Here is a 13747-nt window from a genome sequence, read left to right on the forward strand (position 1 = left end):
GTTCTTCTCTCACCTTCTGTCAAAAGTGGGCCTGTGTTCAATCAGACCTCCTCTTTTTTCTTTGATTTCGACGATTTAGTCTAAACTCCAGTATATTTCTCCAGAACAAATAAGTAGAATGAATCAGGGGATTGACTACCGTACTGATTTTTCTTCTTTGGGTGTGACACTCTACGAGTTACTCACGGGAGATTTACTATTTCAATCAAACGATCCGATAAAGTTGATACATTCTCATATTTGTTTTTAGATAATTTGTTAAATAATGAAAAGGTTGCTCCATCTTCTTGGTTTGCATGCAATAAAACTTGAAAAATTAGCACGCGGTATCCTCACCATAGGGAACCATAATATTTAAACGCAAGTTTGAAAAAGTTATATATTCAAGAACGGAGAGGGGGAGATTCGAACTCCCGGAGGTTTTAGCCTCATCCGATTTCAAGTCGGACGCAATCGACCACTCTGCCACCTCTCCAGTAAATCTGTCAAACTTGTGCCGATCCTTGTTTCAGACGCTATTCAGGCGCTTTTGTTGGTTAGCACTAAACTTGACAGATAATACTATACCCTATTCTCTACGCAGATTGCACTACTGGATGCGAATGTCTACGACACAATCCGCGATCGCTCATACAAAATTTCCCCCTTAGCCACCTGAAAGTCATTCCCTACCCAAACGAGGGACACTTGCGACACCACACCCGCCTCTAGGGTGACAATGGAAAAATTACGCAACTTCTCGCCATCATTTTCCACAATCCTGGGGACACTAGCCGCATTTAAGTAAATTGTCCCCTCTGGACTTCTAAAGATGGGCTTGCGCTGCACCTTCTTGGTATGGCGTAAATCTCGGTGCATGTGACCAAATGTCACCAGAGGAATGGTTTTACCAGCAGTCAAGGCTTGAGAAATCGCCTCGCCCAAATCTGGATCGCCAAAATCGCCGCCAATTGGGTGCCAGTCTTTGCCGCAGGGGTCTTCAGGGCGATCGCCTAACCCACTAGGCCCATTGTGACCCAAAAATATAATTGTCTCGTAAGCGGCGCTTTTAACAGCTTTCACGATGCGATCGGCGGATTCTTCCAAACTCGTCACACCGTAACGTTCTTTACAGATTTCCGCGAATTTCCACTCTGGGCCACCCCAAGTAAAGGGACGACCCCCCACTACAGTTAAATTCCAAGCGGGAAAATCCAATTTACCGTAACCAACATGGGACGGGCCTAATAAATCGAGTTGTTCCTGTACCCAGTCTTCCTTAGAGCGGTCATAAGGAGCCTTTTTGCGTCCCCATTCGGTGGCGGTGTACCAGGCATCGTGGTTGCCCATCACGGCTGCTTTGGGAATATCGAGAGAAGCGATCGCTCTGACCACTTCCACCGACTCGTTGCCAAAATCCCCGACAAACAGCACTAAGTCAACACCCAAATGCTTGAGTGCAACGCCATCTTCCACTTCCCATTGGTCGTGAATATCTCCAACTACAGCAATTTTGAGGTTTATCGATTGAGTTTTCTGACTGGTCATGCCACTTTCCTTGCCGTCTATCTCCAGGATATGAAACTCAGCCCGATTTGGACACAACCCCAAAATATCAACCGTCCACTATTTTTGGTAAAAACTACTATAATTGAATCCACAGGACATACATTTGCAACATAAAGCACCCCTAAACTGTGTTTACTACTGCACTAGCTCAACGAGAAAACACCCAACTGGGTGAATTACCACTAGATTTGTTTGCCGCAATTCAGAGTCTCAAAAAAGAACTCAACGCCGTTATCCTGGCGCATTATTATCAAGAGCCAGATATTCAGGATATTGCAGACTTTATTGGGGATTCATTACAACTAGCCAAAGCCGCCGAAAAAACTAATGCGGATGTAATTGTCTTTGCTGGCGTTCACTTCATGGCAGAAACAGCAAAGATACTTAATCCCGATAAATTAGTACTTTTACCAGATTTGAATGCTGGTTGTTCTTTAGCAGACAGTTGTCCAGCAGACGAATTCGCAGCTTTTAAAGCAGCGCATCCGAATCATTTGGTGGTGTCTTACATCAACTGTTCTGCTGATATCAAGGCGATGAGCGATATTATTTGTACTAGCTCCAACGCTGTGAAAATTGTGCAGCAGATACCGAAAGAACAGCCGATTATTTTTGCCCCAGATCGGAACTTGGGGCGGTACGTGATGGAACAGACAGGACGAGATTTGGTGCTATGGCAAGGTAGCTGTGTTGTCCATGAAACCTTTTCAGAAAAGAAAATTGTCCAGTTAAAAATAGCCCATCCTGAAGCAGAGGCGATCGCACACCCGGAATGTGAAAGTAGTGTATTGCGTCACGCCAGCTTTATTGGCTCTACAGCCGCCTTACTCAAGTATTGTCAAAACAGCCCCACCAAGGAATTTATCGTTGCTACAGAGCCGGGAATCATTCACCAAATGCAAAAACTAGCTCCTGACAAGCGTTTTATTCCTGCCCCGCCGATGAATAACTGCGCTTGTAACGAATGTCCCTTTATGCGGTTAAACACCCTAGAAAAGCTTTACTGGGCAATGAAAAATCGTACTCCCGAAATTACTATGTCAGAGGATATTCGTCTTGCTGCCCTGCGACCAATGCAACGAATGCTGGAGATGAGCGTGTAACCAGTATTTTTTATCCATAAGGTAGAGACTCAGTTTTGTTGCGATCTCTACCTGCAAGTTGTTTTTTCTAATTCCTTGCAATTTCTAAAACATGGTGCTAAGATTTTAAATCGTGAGACAAATCGGGTCGGTGTCCGAGTGGTTAATGGAGACGGACTGTAAATCCGTTGGCTAGCGCCTACGCTGGTTCAAATCCAGCCCGGCCCACCACTTACGAAGTTATAAGTTATAATGACTGGGTTAAGAGCAAAGCTCCCAGCATTGTAACTTACAACTAAAAAACCAAGGTTATATTTTGCCCGTGTGGCTCAGTGGTAGAGCACACCCTTGGTAAGGGTGAGGTCACGAGTTCAATCCTCGTCACGGGCTTTTAAATTGATAAAATAATCAATGTAAAAGCAAGGGCTTCAAGCTTTTGAAGGAATTTAAATGTTGAAAAGTTAATTATCTTACTTGTATTTGTGACTATTTTGACTATCAGGTTAAAATTTGGGATATCCAGCTTGTTTTTTTAGCTATGATTTAGCTATGATTTTGTAGGCTCAGTATAAGCCACAGAGACATTTATCCATCTAGTCAAATTCAGTATCGCAAGTCCCTTAATGGAGTCTAAAACCTCACTCCGATTAGATGGAATATCTGATGTATATAAAAAAGTTTTCATTTATTTAGTTTTTTGAGCAGACTCAATAAGTTTCAATCTTCGTCATGGATTGTTAACTGTCCTTCTACTTTTCCATAAGCTTTCTTCACCCAATACCCTCTAGGTGGCTTTTCTATCCCATAAGCCTTACACCACTTTTCTACAGCCTTATCAGACACGCCAAAATCTTTCCCAATTTGTGCAGTTGGCTTTTCCCAAACTAGTTTTTCTAGTTCTTCTTTTGATGGTCTTTCAACTTTTCTGGTATGAATTCTAGAGTCTGGGTTAACCTTTCTAGTTGTTAAGTCAACGCCAAACTCCTTGTAGGTTCGCTTAAGTGCTACTTCAGTTAAATCTGTAAAATCCTCCCACCAATAAAAAGCATTAGGTGATTTAGGTGGCATAGTTCTAATACCGCAACCACCAAACGTGATTGATGGATATACTACTTTGTTTATATCTGGCAAATAAAGACCATAGAAATCAAAGTCATCAGATTTATATTTTTTCTCATGACAACCATTCTTGTCTGCCCAATTGCTTTTATTTTTCAGTGTGCCATCACAACTGTACTTAGCTTGAATTCTGTAACATTTGCCATCTTTGTAGGCAATCAAATCAAAGGGCGCATGTTCAGTTACTACTGGTACAAAAACCGAATATTCTTTCTCGACTAAATCTGCTATCACTTTAGCAGCTGCTAAATCGCCCTTATCTTTTGTGTGGTGCATTTATATGAACTCTCAAGCCTATTTGGTAAATTACCATGAAAAGGCTTCTTTAGGGTTCGTATTAAGTTAAAGCGAGCGCGGCAGGGTTCGAACCTGCGACCAACGGATTAGAAATCCGTGGCTCTATCCACTGAGCTACGCGCCCAACATAAATTAATGGCTCCCTATGGAGTCACCTACACTATTATATCGTCTTCACCTACCAACAAGCAATCAAAAATTGCAGATTTACCACTAGCAAGGCTAAGATGCTAGTCGCTAGTTAGTGCAATCTACACCGAAAACAAAACAGATGGGGTATTGGTTTAGATATATTGAGTTGTCAAGGGGTTATTTGCCCGTTAGCGCTAACGCCCTCTGGGCGGCTACCTTCGGGAAGGATCGAGCGATCGCTAGGCTCATTCCTACAGTATGCTAGGTAATTTCAGCCTTGGCGATGCTGCCAAATGCCATTATATATTCCATATTAAGAGTGCCCCTGTGAGGAGTTATTTGCTAGTGCCATGTTTATTCTCAAACGGCAGGATGTTGAAATATCAAGCATTCAGCACCCAAAAAAGGATCAGCAGGTGCCGATCCTCAGTTATCAAGGGCAGACTTTTCGCTTGATTAGTGTTTTCAAAGCTAGTCAAGAGGAAGAAGCTAGAGCCTTATGGCGAGAATTAACGGATAACCGGGGTAAAGCCTGTGTTTTGCTGGAGGAACCGGAACGCTTTAGTGTTTGGGGTAAAATCCGTTTAGAGCAACTAGATAGTGACACAGGTGGTCATGGCAAAACGGCGATTTTAGTCCAAGCCGGTATTTTGCTGTTGCAGGGTGTTTCTATCGACATTGAAGAGTTTTTAGGTGCTAGGCAAGCTGCATTATTTGAAAAAGATATTGCGGAAGTGTTCAAGCAAAAACAATTTCCCCAAGCATCATCCCTAGAAGCGGTTAAATATTTGGTATCTACTAATCCTTTGCCGACAGCTAAAATACCTGATTGGCAAGAAAATCATGTAGTTATCCTATTACAAGAACTGCATCGATTAGGAAAAGCCTATTTTGGTAACGCTAATTTTACCAAACAAGTGATTTATAAGCTAGAAGATATGCCAGAAGCCGAGCGATCGCTGTTTATCACTTGGCTAAATCAATCGCCACTAGGTAAACTATGGCAGTAGCATGGAAATTTTTTCACAAAAATCCTGCCACTGGCACTTGCTTTTGGTGTCCGATTGTGTATTACCTAGTAGATACACTACTAGATATACAGTCCTTTAAATCAAAATACTGCCAGAGTGCATCTACATAGTCAAGTCTTATGAATAACTCTTACGAGAATTCGTCCCTTTCTAAATCAATTTTCACCACTCAGAACATTGTCTTAGCTAATATTGGCTGGGCCGTACTGGCACTGCTATACTTTTTGTTGTTTAGTGCCAAAGTTCCCGGAGCAGATGGCATAGAAAGCCGAGCCGAGTGGTATGTGATTGGCACAAATATTTTTGAAGCTTTAGCTTATTTGGGTGCCGGTATCTTATGCTTGAGGAACTGGCTGAGTCCGCAAATCGTCAGCGGCCGGAATGTTTGGCTCTTAATTGGGCTAGGTATGCTTTCTTATTTCGTTGGAGGGATAATTTTCGGCTATACCGAAATAGTTTTAAAAGATGAACCGGATGTGTCTGTGGGCGATATATTTTTTGTACTGACTTATCTATTACTTGGCGCAGGCATGATTTTAGCTGTGGCTTCCAGGCGAATCAATCTGGAAAAATGGCAGTGGCTAATTGTTTTAGCAATTGCAGTCTTCGGTAGTTTGTTGGCATGGTGGATTTCTATGCAGCAGGAAACGTCCTCAGAACTGCTAGTCGCTATTTTGAATTGGTTTTACGTAGTTAGCGATGTAGTTTTGTTAATTATTGCTACCACTCTGCTACTAGCCTTTTGGGGGGGAAGAGTTTCCCAGTCTTGGCGAATGATTGCAGCGGCGGCCTTTTCGCTCTACATTGCAGATATGTGGTTTAAATATGCCCAAGGCCCCAATTATCAAAGTGGGGAGATATTAGAAGTGTTTTGGGTGTTTAGCGGAGTGTTATTTGGCATGGGCGCTGTCTTAGAATATGACGCATCACTAAGACGAACGCGGCGTACCAGCGGACGAAAACGAGCTTAGTAAGGATTTTTGGTATCTACCGTGAGAAAATTAACAGACTCTGACAAGCAAGAAATTCTGAAGTTATATCGAGAGACTGCCGAAACAACCTCAACTTTGGCAGACCGCTATGGTGTGAGTAACTCGACAATTAGTCGCCTGCTCAAAAGCACTTTGCCAGAAGATGAGTATGAATACTTAGTCTCCTTAAAGCGGGCTGCGAGAACTCCTGAGGGTAGGGCGCAGGTAAGCTACGAGCAGTTACCACTGCTGACTCAACCAGAGCCGGAGATAGAAGTTCCACCCATCGAGAGCCACCCTGTGGAAGTACCAAAGGTTGAGCCACTGCCACGTCGGGTAATTCATGTAGAGCAGGAACTTTACTCAGAGGAAACGGCGGAGTCAATTGCTGCTAGTAGACGAGTGCGGCGACGCCCCTCAGCGACGGAAAAACCAAAGCTCCGAGTCCCAGAGAAATTAGAAACTCCAGAGCCAAAGCCGCCGGAAATAGTTAGCATCCCCATCCCACCGCTAAAGAATGAACATCCAGGAGCGGCTGTCATCGCGCAGATGCTGGGCGAAGATTTGCTCGACGAATCAGAGGATTTGGATGATTTAGATGATGATGATTTAGATGATGACGACTTTGAGGAAGAAGACTTTGATGATGATGACCTGGATGACCAAAGGCCGTTAGTCACAAAACGAAGACCAGGTGAAGCATCAGTTCAAGTTTTACCTCTGTCGATAGCGAATTTGCCGAAAACTTGCTATCTGGTAATTGACCGTTCTTCGGAATTAATTACGCGGCCTCTCAAAGACTTTGGTGACTTGGGGCAAATTCCCAGCCTGGAAACCCAGCAAAGAACTCTGCCGGTGTTTGATAACCATCGCGTTGCCAAGCGCTTTTCTACGAAGCGCGATCGCGTGATTAAAGTTCCTGATAGCAAAATGCTCCATAAGGCTCGGACTCATTTGCAAGCTAAGGGCATTACACGGCTGCTGATTGATGGTCAGGTCTATTCCTTATCTATGACGGTTTAGAGGTCATGGAGACACCTGCTGGCTATGGTGTGGTATTGGTGACAGCTGGCAACATACAGGAGGCAGAAGCAATTGCAAATGCCCTTGTGGAAGCTGAACTCGCTGCTTGTGTGAGTTTGTTACCAATCCACTCAATTTACACCTGGCAAGGGAAACTGCATAAAGAGCAAGAATGGCAATTAGTGATTAAAACTGATTTGGCGCAATTTCCCGCAATGGAGGCCAAAATTAAAGAACTGCACTCCTATGAAGTGCCAGAAATTATTGCTTTACCAATTGTTGCTGGTTCTCAAGCCTACTTACAGTGGATTTCTCAGCAAGTTAAAAGTAAAGATTGAGGAGTTATGAAAATCTTAACTCCTCACTCTTCGTATAATTTAAAATTACAAACTAATAATCTGTCCCATTAAATTTGAGATATAAGAGAACGAGATGCTGCGCGAACGCGGTTCGTTCCTCTACCCTTCAAACTTCGTTTCACAGACTACTAACTGTAGACAGCCCTTGCAAAACGCTCTGCCAAGTAGATAATGTCCTGTCTACGAGCAATTTGGTTCATCCATTGTTTGGGAATATTTTCCACACCGTAGTAAATTCCCGCTAATCCACCAGTGACAGCAGCGGTAGTATCGGTATCTCCGCCTAAGTTGACAGCTTTCAGTACCGCTTCAGAATAAGACGAGCTATTTAACAAGCACCACAGGGATGATTCTAAGGTATCAATCACATAGCCACCAGAATTAATCTCTTCTACTGGTATCTTGGCAATCTCACCACTGAAAATTCTGCCAAAATGCGGCTTTTCTAACAAAAATTCCCGCACAGAATAAATTGTTTGAATATCTTGCAATCCTTGTAAATAAGCTGTTTGCGGGTCAGCCCCTTCCAAGAGCGCCACTGCAATACTAATATAAATGCCACAGGCCATTTGCGATCGCGCATGAGCATGGGTAATCGCGGAAACATCATGTACCCGTGCCAACAATTCGCCTAAAGTTAAGTTTCTGTGACAATAAGCCATCGGCAAGATTCTCATTAAAGAACCATTGCCATTACTATTCTCAACCTTCCCACCCGCCTGATGGGGAACAACTCCCTGTTTCAGGCGCATAATAGCTGTGTGGGTAGTTTGACCAATATCAAAGACATCGCCACGGGGAGTCCAGTAAGCCTCCTTGTACCAGCGCCAGAAGGAATTAGCTATAGCATCCAACGAATACCCCCGACAAAGGCATTCTGCCAAGCAAAAGCTTAAGGAACTGTCATCTGACCAAGTTCCTGGTGGTTGATTCCATGTGCCATAACCCTGCATCGTTGTCACTGGAGATTTTACTCGTTCAGCGCGGCTAGTAAACTCCACCGGCACACCCAACGCATCACCGACACATAAACCCATCAAACCAGATAACGTTTTTGCAGCGGTTAGCATTATTCAATCTCCACAATAATTGCTCAAAATTAACTTTATAGATTCCCTCTATAGCTTGTTGCAACAGATGCTACAGCCTAGTTTTTCATCATCTGTGAAAAGCTGGGCAAAAATTATTAATAGGGTATTTTATTTACCATATCCCGACTTAATTTTAGTTCCAAATATTGTGACAGTTTTAAAAGCGTCCATCGGGGGAACAAAGAACCAGATTGGAAAGACATTGAGATGTAATTATAACAGCTTATTTATCAATATAAAGGATAGTTCTACTGCAATCTTTATACATTAATAACAACAGTCATTTCATAAAAGTTGGGAATTATTTGGAACATTGTCACTTTATTTTCGACTTGGAATATACAAGTAAAAAATACAAAATTTGGTAACAATTATGAAACGCTTATTCAAGTCTTTCGTGACAATTTCTGCATTGTCTTCCTTAATAGTTGCTCCTCTTTTCCTATCAGATGGTCACGCTTCTGCTGAAACTAAAAAGGGTACTGATGCTAGTTATGTTGGTGCTGGTGTTGCAGCTGGCGTTACCAGTGGCGGACGAGGCATTAACGATGATGCCACATTTGGTGGTAATGTCACAGGTCGAGTGAAATTAGGAACTACGCCGTTTTCTGCACGCGGTAATGTCCTCTGGAGTGATAAAACAAGTGCCATAATTCCAGAACTTTCTGTGGATGTGCCTATCGCTAATAAAACTAATGCCTATTTAACTGGTGGTTATTCTTTTGTTGAGAAAGATGGCTCACCAACTCCTATAGGTAACAAAGATTCAGTAGTGGTAGGTGCTGGTGTTGAATCGGAAGTTGCTAATAACTTCCTCGTCTACACTAATGCCAAAGTTGGACTTGGTGCTTACCAAAATAGCGATGCTTCTGCTGTTAGCATCAATGGTGGTATTGGTTATCGCTTCAAATAAAAGATTATTGAGTCCTCAGTCAGTTTATACTTTACTTAGTACTCAGGACTCAGCACTTCTTCACTCACTACTCCAAAAAGCTGGTTTTGTTAAGTATTACATCACTGACAAAGCCAGCTTTTGCCGTGATAAAATTAAAATATTCCTCATTATTCCGGCCGGATTACCGGGGATCAAGTAGCCGAAGGGTGCTGATTCGGCGTCTACTAATGCTTTATTGAGAATACTATACAAGTCTAATGGTTAAATCTGCTCCTTCCCCCATCGCAACCCGTAAGCCTTCCAAAGTAGAAGGAATCAAGGAAAATAGTAATTTTTTGCGTGAACCTATAGCAACTGAGATTTTTCAAGACACTACGCATTTTACCGAAAATGCGGTGCAGCTTTTGAAGTTTCACGGTTCTTATCAGCAGGATAACCGCGACAACCGCACCAAGGGACAGGAAAAAGATTATCAGTTTATGCTGCGGACAAAAAATCCGGGTGGTTTAGTACCGCCGCAGCTGTATCTGGCTTTAGATAAAATCGCTGATGAGTATGGCAACCACACTTTACGAGCAACTACCCGTCAAGGTTTCCAACTGCACGGTATTTTAAAGAAAAATCTTAAATCAGCGATCGCCACCATTGTCAAGAACCTGGGTTCAACTTTGGGAGCTTGCGGCGACATCAACCGCAACGTAATGGCTCCACCAGCTCCCTTTAAGAATCGCCCAGAGTACCAGTATGCTTGGGAGTATGCCCAGAATATTGCTGACTTGCTGACAGCGCAAACAGGTGCTTATTACGAAATTTGGTTAGATGGGGAAAAAGCAATTAGTGCTGAAGAAGCCCCAGAGGTGAAGGCAGCGCGACAGCGCAATGGCAATGGCACAATTATCCATGACAACGAAGAACCGATTTATGGCACATACTATATGCCCCGTAAGTTTAAAATTTGCGTGACCGTGCCAGGGGATAATTCGATTGATTTGTATTCTCAAGACCTGACGTTGGTAGTGATTACCAATAAGAAGAAGCAATTAGAAGGATTTAATATTTTTGCCGGTGGTGGCTTAGGTAGAACCCACGGTAAAGAAGAAACTTTCGCTAGGTTAGCAGACCCCATCGGTTATGTAGCGAAAGATGACGTTTACGACATTGTGAAAGCGATTGTTGCTACCCAGAGAGATTATGGCGATCGCACCGACCGTCGTCATGCCAGATTAAAATATCTAATCAACGATTGGGGTGTAGATAAATTCCGCACCCAAGTTGAAGAATATTTTGGTAAAGCAATTGAAGCCTTCAAACCACTGCCAGAGTTTAAATATCACGACTTCCTCGGCTGGAATGAACAAGGTGATGGCAAACTATTCTTAGGAATTTCCATTGACAATGGTCGAGTCAAGGATGAAGGTTCGTTTCAACTGAAAACTGCTTTGCGGGAAATTGTTGAACAGTTCAACTTACACATCCGCCTGACAGCTAACCACAATCTGATTTTTTACGATATCGAACCAGATAGCAAGGAAGCTATTCAAGACATTCTCAGCCGTTACGGGGTCGGAGACGACCCTAGTAAAATCGAACCTTTAGTGCGGTATGCAATGGCTTGCCCAGCTTTACCCACTTGCGGCTTGGCAATCACGGAATCAGAACGCGCAATACCAAGTATTTTGGAGCGGATTCGCGCTCTGTTGGATAAACTAGGTTTACAAAAAGAACATTTTGTGGTAAGGATGACAGGATGCCCCAATGGCTGCGCTCGTCCTTACTTAGCAGAATTGGCCTTTGTCGGTAGCGCTCCAGAATCTTACCAATTATGGTTAGGAGGTTCGCCAAATCAGACTCGATTGGCACAACCTTACATAGAAAAGCTGCACCATAATGACTTGGAAACCTTTTTAGAGCCGATTTTTGTTTACTTTAAAAAATCTCGGAAATCGAAGGAAAGCTTTGGTGATTTTTGCGATCGCGTTGGTTTTGATGCCATCCGCGAATTTGCTGCTAGCTACGAACCGCAAACAGCTAATGGTGCAAACAAATCGCGCCATCGGGTCAATTTGAAAGAAGAGGTTTATAGCAAGTTGAAGGAAGTAGCAGAAAGCCAAGGTAAGCCGATGACTCAGTTAGTGAGTGAAGCGCTAGAGGCTTACTTCCAGAATCTTTCGTAAGCTGAATAAATAGTTAAACCATGATGGACACAGATGGATTTATCTGTGTCCATCTTTGATTTGATATTCTTGAAATTTCCAAATCCCATGTCTCAACTGCAAAGAATTGCGATCGCACCCTCCCAACTCCAACAAGGTCAAATTTCACTTACCAAAGAACAACAGCATTATTTGGGGCGTGTGTTGCGCTTGCGCGAAGGCGATCGCTTTATTGCAATGGATGGTATGGGAAAATGGTGGTTAGCGCATTTAGTAGGGGAACAAGCACGGGTTTTAGAAGCGCTTTCGGTAGAAACTGAATTACCTGTATCAATTACGCTGATGGTAGCGTTGCCCAAAGGCAATGGATTTGATGAAGTGGTACGGTGTTGTACAGAGTTAGGAGTAACTTGTATTGCACCAGTATTGAGCGATCGCACTTTGCTTCATCCTAGTCCTCAAAAGCTTGAACGCTGGCGGCGCATCGCTGCGGAAGCCGCCGAGCAATCAGAGCGCTCATTCGTACCGACAATTTTAGAACCTGTTACTTTTAATACGGGTTTGTCATTAGTCACTAGTCATCCCTTGCGGGAAGGCGTTCGCGTCGCGTCTCGTAGAGAAGCGCCTGTGTCATTTGTAAACAGTCAGCAATATATCTGTGAAGCGCGTGGTGAGTTTCCCCATTTAAAAGATTGCTTACGGCACAAAGGACAAAGGACAAATGACATCGGACAAGAAACGATTATCATTGCTACTGGCCCAGAGGGAGGATGGACAACACAAGAAATCGAGAATGCGATCGCATTTGGATTTCAGCCTGTTTCCCTTGGTCGCCGCATCCTGAGAGCAGTTACAGCCCCAGTAGTAGCATTATCCTTGATTACCGCAAGTTGTGAAGTATAAATGATTTATAGCTCACGCAAAATTACTTTTGCGCGAGACATCACTCCAACGTGTATTTAAAGTAAGTGATGATTGAGCAAGTTGCGATCGCTTTTGAGCATAAAGACTATAAAACAGCAGCTAAATTACTCAAACAGCTGCAAAAAGAATCACCCGAAAATCCTTGGGTACAATATTATCTCGGTCGGCTAAATGAAGTATCTCAAAAGCGCCAAGATGCAGAAAAAATTTATCGGCAACTGCTGCGAGATACAAGGAATGCCAAAATAGTAACGCTCGCACGCGAAGGTTTGCGACGGCTACAAGAAATTGAATTAGAAGAAAGACAAAGAGCTATTTCCCAAGCAAAATCTGAACCAAATAACACCGAACTTGGCGTACTAGTTTTAGAGCCACTCAGTACCGAGATGAAAACAGAAGCATCTCGAAAATTTGCTCAGATTATGCAGCTAGACCCTTATACTGCACGGCTGGTACTGCCAAGTCGTGGCTGGAGATTGTACCGCACTGGCCAAGTAGGAGAACTAAAATTTTATGGGAAACAGCTACAGCAGGCTGGTATTCCTTGCTTTTGGGCAACAATAGCGCAAATTCAGCAAATTCAAGTTTATCAAGTCAAACATTTCCAAGCATCTACCCCACAAGCTACTGTTGTTTGCCGAAACGAGGTAAATCAACTCGGTTCTCTGACTTTTGACTGGTCAGAAGTCACAGCAAGAGTAGTGGGACTTTTGCCCATTTTTGAACAAGTTGTAGATGTTAATGCCCGCCGTAAACTGGAATGGAAAACTCAAACACAAGACTATGCTCAGTTTTGTGATTTACACATACCTGGTAGACGTTCCATTCTCCGACTTTATGATAACGGCTATGAATTTCAGAAAGGTTTAGAAATCATTCCTCAAGCTAGCCAAAATACAATCAGAATTAATTGGAATACTTTATCAAGTTGGATTGACCAGCAACTACCTCAAGTCAAAATCTGGTCAGATTTTACGTCTTTTGCAGATACAACATTAGATCAAACAGAAATATTGAGTCATATCAAGTCTCACATCGAGCTGTTTCGTAGGGAACAGACTAATTGGGATTCAGCTTTTCATTTGTATAGTGGTCTGGTGTTTGTTAAATAATTCGTAATTC

The 13747-nt window shown here is 43.0% G+C and carries 12 protein-coding genes and 4 tRNA genes; 11 read left to right on the forward strand and 5 right to left on the reverse strand.

Annotated features, from left to right (window positions below; genetic code table 11):
• Positions 1–390: 390 nt before the first annotated feature.
• Positions 391–475: transfer RNA gene (locus V7K45_RS25930), tRNA-Ser, on the reverse strand.
• A 131-nt stretch (positions 476–606) separates the two neighbouring features.
• A complete protein-coding gene (locus tag V7K45_RS25935) occupies positions 607–1527 on the reverse strand; it encodes a TIGR04168 family protein (RefSeq protein ID WP_335007805.1) in 921 nt (306 codons plus the stop codon).
• Positions 1528–1676: 149 nt separating this feature from the next.
• Here V7K45_RS25935 and nadA point away from each other — a divergent pair, with 149 nt between their 5' ends.
• The 3 genes from nadA to V7K45_RS25950 all read left to right on the forward strand — a co-directional run bounded on the left by nadA (position 1677) and on the right by V7K45_RS25950 (position 3020).
• Positions 1677–2651 carry a quinolinate synthase NadA gene (nadA, locus tag V7K45_RS25940; protein ID WP_335007806.1) on the forward strand — a complete coding sequence of 325 codons (975 nt, stop codon included), beginning with the start codon at positions 1677–1679 and terminating at the stop codon, positions 2649–2651.
• Positions 2652–2775: 124 nt separating this feature from the next.
• Positions 2776–2861, forward strand: a tRNA-Tyr gene (locus tag V7K45_RS25945).
• 87 nt (positions 2862–2948) lie between these two features.
• Positions 2949–3020, forward strand: a tRNA-Thr gene (locus tag V7K45_RS25950).
• A 327-nt stretch (positions 3021–3347) separates the two neighbouring features.
• Here V7K45_RS25950 and V7K45_RS25955 read toward each other — a convergent pair.
• A complete protein-coding gene (locus V7K45_RS25955; protein WP_335007807.1) occupies positions 3348–4025 on the reverse strand; it encodes a group I intron-associated PD-(D/E)XK endonuclease in 678 nt (225 codons plus the stop codon).
• Between the two features lie 72 nt (positions 4026–4097).
• Positions 4098–4170 (reverse strand) — tRNA-Arg (locus tag V7K45_RS25960).
• A gap of 358 nt (positions 4171–4528) precedes the next feature.
• On the opposite strand from V7K45_RS25960, the gene V7K45_RS25965 reads away from it, so the two are divergent.
• The 4 genes from V7K45_RS25965 to cutA all read left to right on the forward strand — a co-directional run bounded on the left by V7K45_RS25965 (position 4529) and on the right by cutA (position 7541).
• Positions 4529–5188: an Npun_F0813 family protein gene (locus V7K45_RS25965; RefSeq protein WP_322739187.1), complete on the forward strand. Its 660-nt coding sequence runs from the start codon at positions 4529–4531 to the stop codon at positions 5186–5188.
• A 140-nt stretch (positions 5189–5328) separates the two neighbouring features.
• Positions 5329–6180, forward strand: a complete 852-nt coding sequence (locus tag V7K45_RS25970) for a hypothetical protein (RefSeq protein ID WP_335007808.1) — start codon at positions 5329–5331, stop codon at positions 6178–6180.
• Between the two features lie 21 nt (positions 6181–6201).
• Positions 6202–7203 carry a transposase gene (locus V7K45_RS25975; RefSeq protein ID WP_335007809.1) on the forward strand — a complete coding sequence of 334 codons (1002 nt, stop codon included), beginning with the start codon at positions 6202–6204 and terminating at the stop codon, positions 7201–7203.
• Positions 7204–7208: 5 nt separating this feature from the next.
• Entirely contained in the window at positions 7209–7541 is a 333-nt protein-coding gene (gene cutA, locus V7K45_RS25980) for a divalent-cation tolerance protein CutA (RefSeq protein ID WP_335007810.1), read from the forward strand.
• 149 nt (positions 7542–7690) lie between these two features.
• Here the strand turns inward: cutA and V7K45_RS25985 are convergent, their stop codons facing one another.
• A complete protein-coding gene (locus tag V7K45_RS25985; RefSeq protein WP_335007811.1) occupies positions 7691–8632 on the reverse strand; it encodes an ADP-ribosylglycohydrolase family protein in 942 nt (313 codons plus the stop codon).
• Positions 8633–9026: 394 nt separating this feature from the next.
• Between V7K45_RS25985 and V7K45_RS25990 the strand changes: the two genes are divergently transcribed.
• The 4 genes from V7K45_RS25990 (at position 9027) to V7K45_RS26005 (ending at position 13737) form a co-directional block, all read left to right on the forward strand.
• Positions 9027–9566, forward strand: coding sequence for a hypothetical protein (locus V7K45_RS25990; protein ID WP_335007812.1), 540 nt, complete (start codon positions 9027–9029; stop codon positions 9564–9566).
• A gap of 239 nt (positions 9567–9805) precedes the next feature.
• Entirely contained in the window at positions 9806–11722 is a 1917-nt protein-coding gene (gene sir / locus V7K45_RS25995) for a sulfite reductase, ferredoxin dependent (protein WP_335007813.1), read from the forward strand.
• 87 nt (positions 11723–11809) lie between these two features.
• On the forward strand, positions 11810–12604 hold the full coding sequence (locus tag V7K45_RS26000; protein WP_335007933.1) for a 16S rRNA (uracil(1498)-N(3))-methyltransferase: 795 nt from the start codon (positions 11810–11812) through the stop codon (positions 12602–12604).
• Positions 12605–12672: 68 nt separating this feature from the next.
• On the forward strand, positions 12673–13737 hold the full coding sequence (locus V7K45_RS26005; RefSeq protein WP_335007814.1) for a tetratricopeptide repeat protein: 1065 nt from the start codon (positions 12673–12675) through the stop codon (positions 13735–13737).
• Positions 13738–13747: the final 10 nt, after the last annotated feature.

This window comes from Nostoc sp. (assembly GCF_036917375.1).
GTDB lineage: Bacteria > Cyanobacteriota > Cyanobacteriia > Cyanobacteriales > Nostocaceae > Nostoc.

Bases quoted from the DNA above. Each gene is read 5' to 3' on its own strand.
- V7K45_RS25935 (WP_335007805.1), bottom strand. From the start codon at position 1,527: ATGACCAGTCAGAAAACTCAATCGATAAACCTCAAAATTGCTGTAGTT.
- V7K45_RS25955 (WP_335007807.1), bottom strand. From the start codon at position 4,025: ATGCACCACACAAAAGATAAGGGCGATTTAGCAGCTGCTAAAGTGATA.
- V7K45_RS25965 (WP_322739187.1), top strand. From the start codon at position 4,529: ATGTTTATTCTCAAACGGCAGGATGTTGAAATATCAAGCATTCAGCAC.
- V7K45_RS25970 (WP_335007808.1), top strand. From the start codon at position 5,329: ATGAATAACTCTTACGAGAATTCGTCCCTTTCTAAATCAATTTTCACC.
- cutA (WP_335007810.1), top strand. From the start codon at position 7,209: ATGGAGACACCTGCTGGCTATGGTGTGGTATTGGTGACAGCTGGCAAC.
- V7K45_RS25985 (WP_335007811.1), bottom strand. From the start codon at position 8,632: ATGCTAACCGCTGCAAAAACGTTATCTGGTTTGATGGGTTTATGTGTC.
- V7K45_RS25990 (WP_335007812.1), top strand. From the start codon at position 9,027: ATGAAACGCTTATTCAAGTCTTTCGTGACAATTTCTGCATTGTCTTCC.
- sir (WP_335007813.1), top strand. From the start codon at position 9,806: ATGGTTAAATCTGCTCCTTCCCCCATCGCAACCCGTAAGCCTTCCAAA.
- V7K45_RS26000 (WP_335007933.1), top strand. From the start codon at position 11,810: ATGTCTCAACTGCAAAGAATTGCGATCGCACCCTCCCAACTCCAACAA.
- V7K45_RS26005 (WP_335007814.1), top strand. From the start codon at position 12,673: ATGATTGAGCAAGTTGCGATCGCTTTTGAGCATAAAGACTATAAAACA.